At 36.5% G+C, this 222-nt stretch carries 1 protein-coding gene; it reads left to right on the top strand.

The window, feature by feature from the left end; all coding sequences use genetic code 11:
- The coding region (locus tag V6255_RS18545) for a LysR family transcriptional regulator (RefSeq protein ID WP_341629439.1) at window positions 1-222 on the top strand (222 nt) is incomplete at both ends.

Raw genomic sequence — 222 nt, 5'->3', positions numbered from 1 at the left:
ACAATTAAAAGTATTTATTACCGTATGCGAGACGGGATCTTTTTCAGCAACTGCTCGTAAATTAAAACGTGCTCAATCAGGTGTCAGTCAAGCGATAGCAAACATTGAAATTTCGATTAACCAGACATTATTTAACCGAGAAAAGAATACGCCACTGCTAACGGAAAATCGTAAAGCGCTGTTGCCAATTCCTAAATCAATTTTGCATCAACAAATCTACTT

This window comes from Psychromonas arctica (genome assembly GCF_038155225.1).
Lineage (GTDB): Bacteria > Pseudomonadota > Gammaproteobacteria > Enterobacterales > Psychromonadaceae > Psychromonas > Psychromonas arctica_B.
Note: the sequence above shows the minus strand (reverse complement) of the source record. Positions and strands in the feature narration are given on the sequence as shown.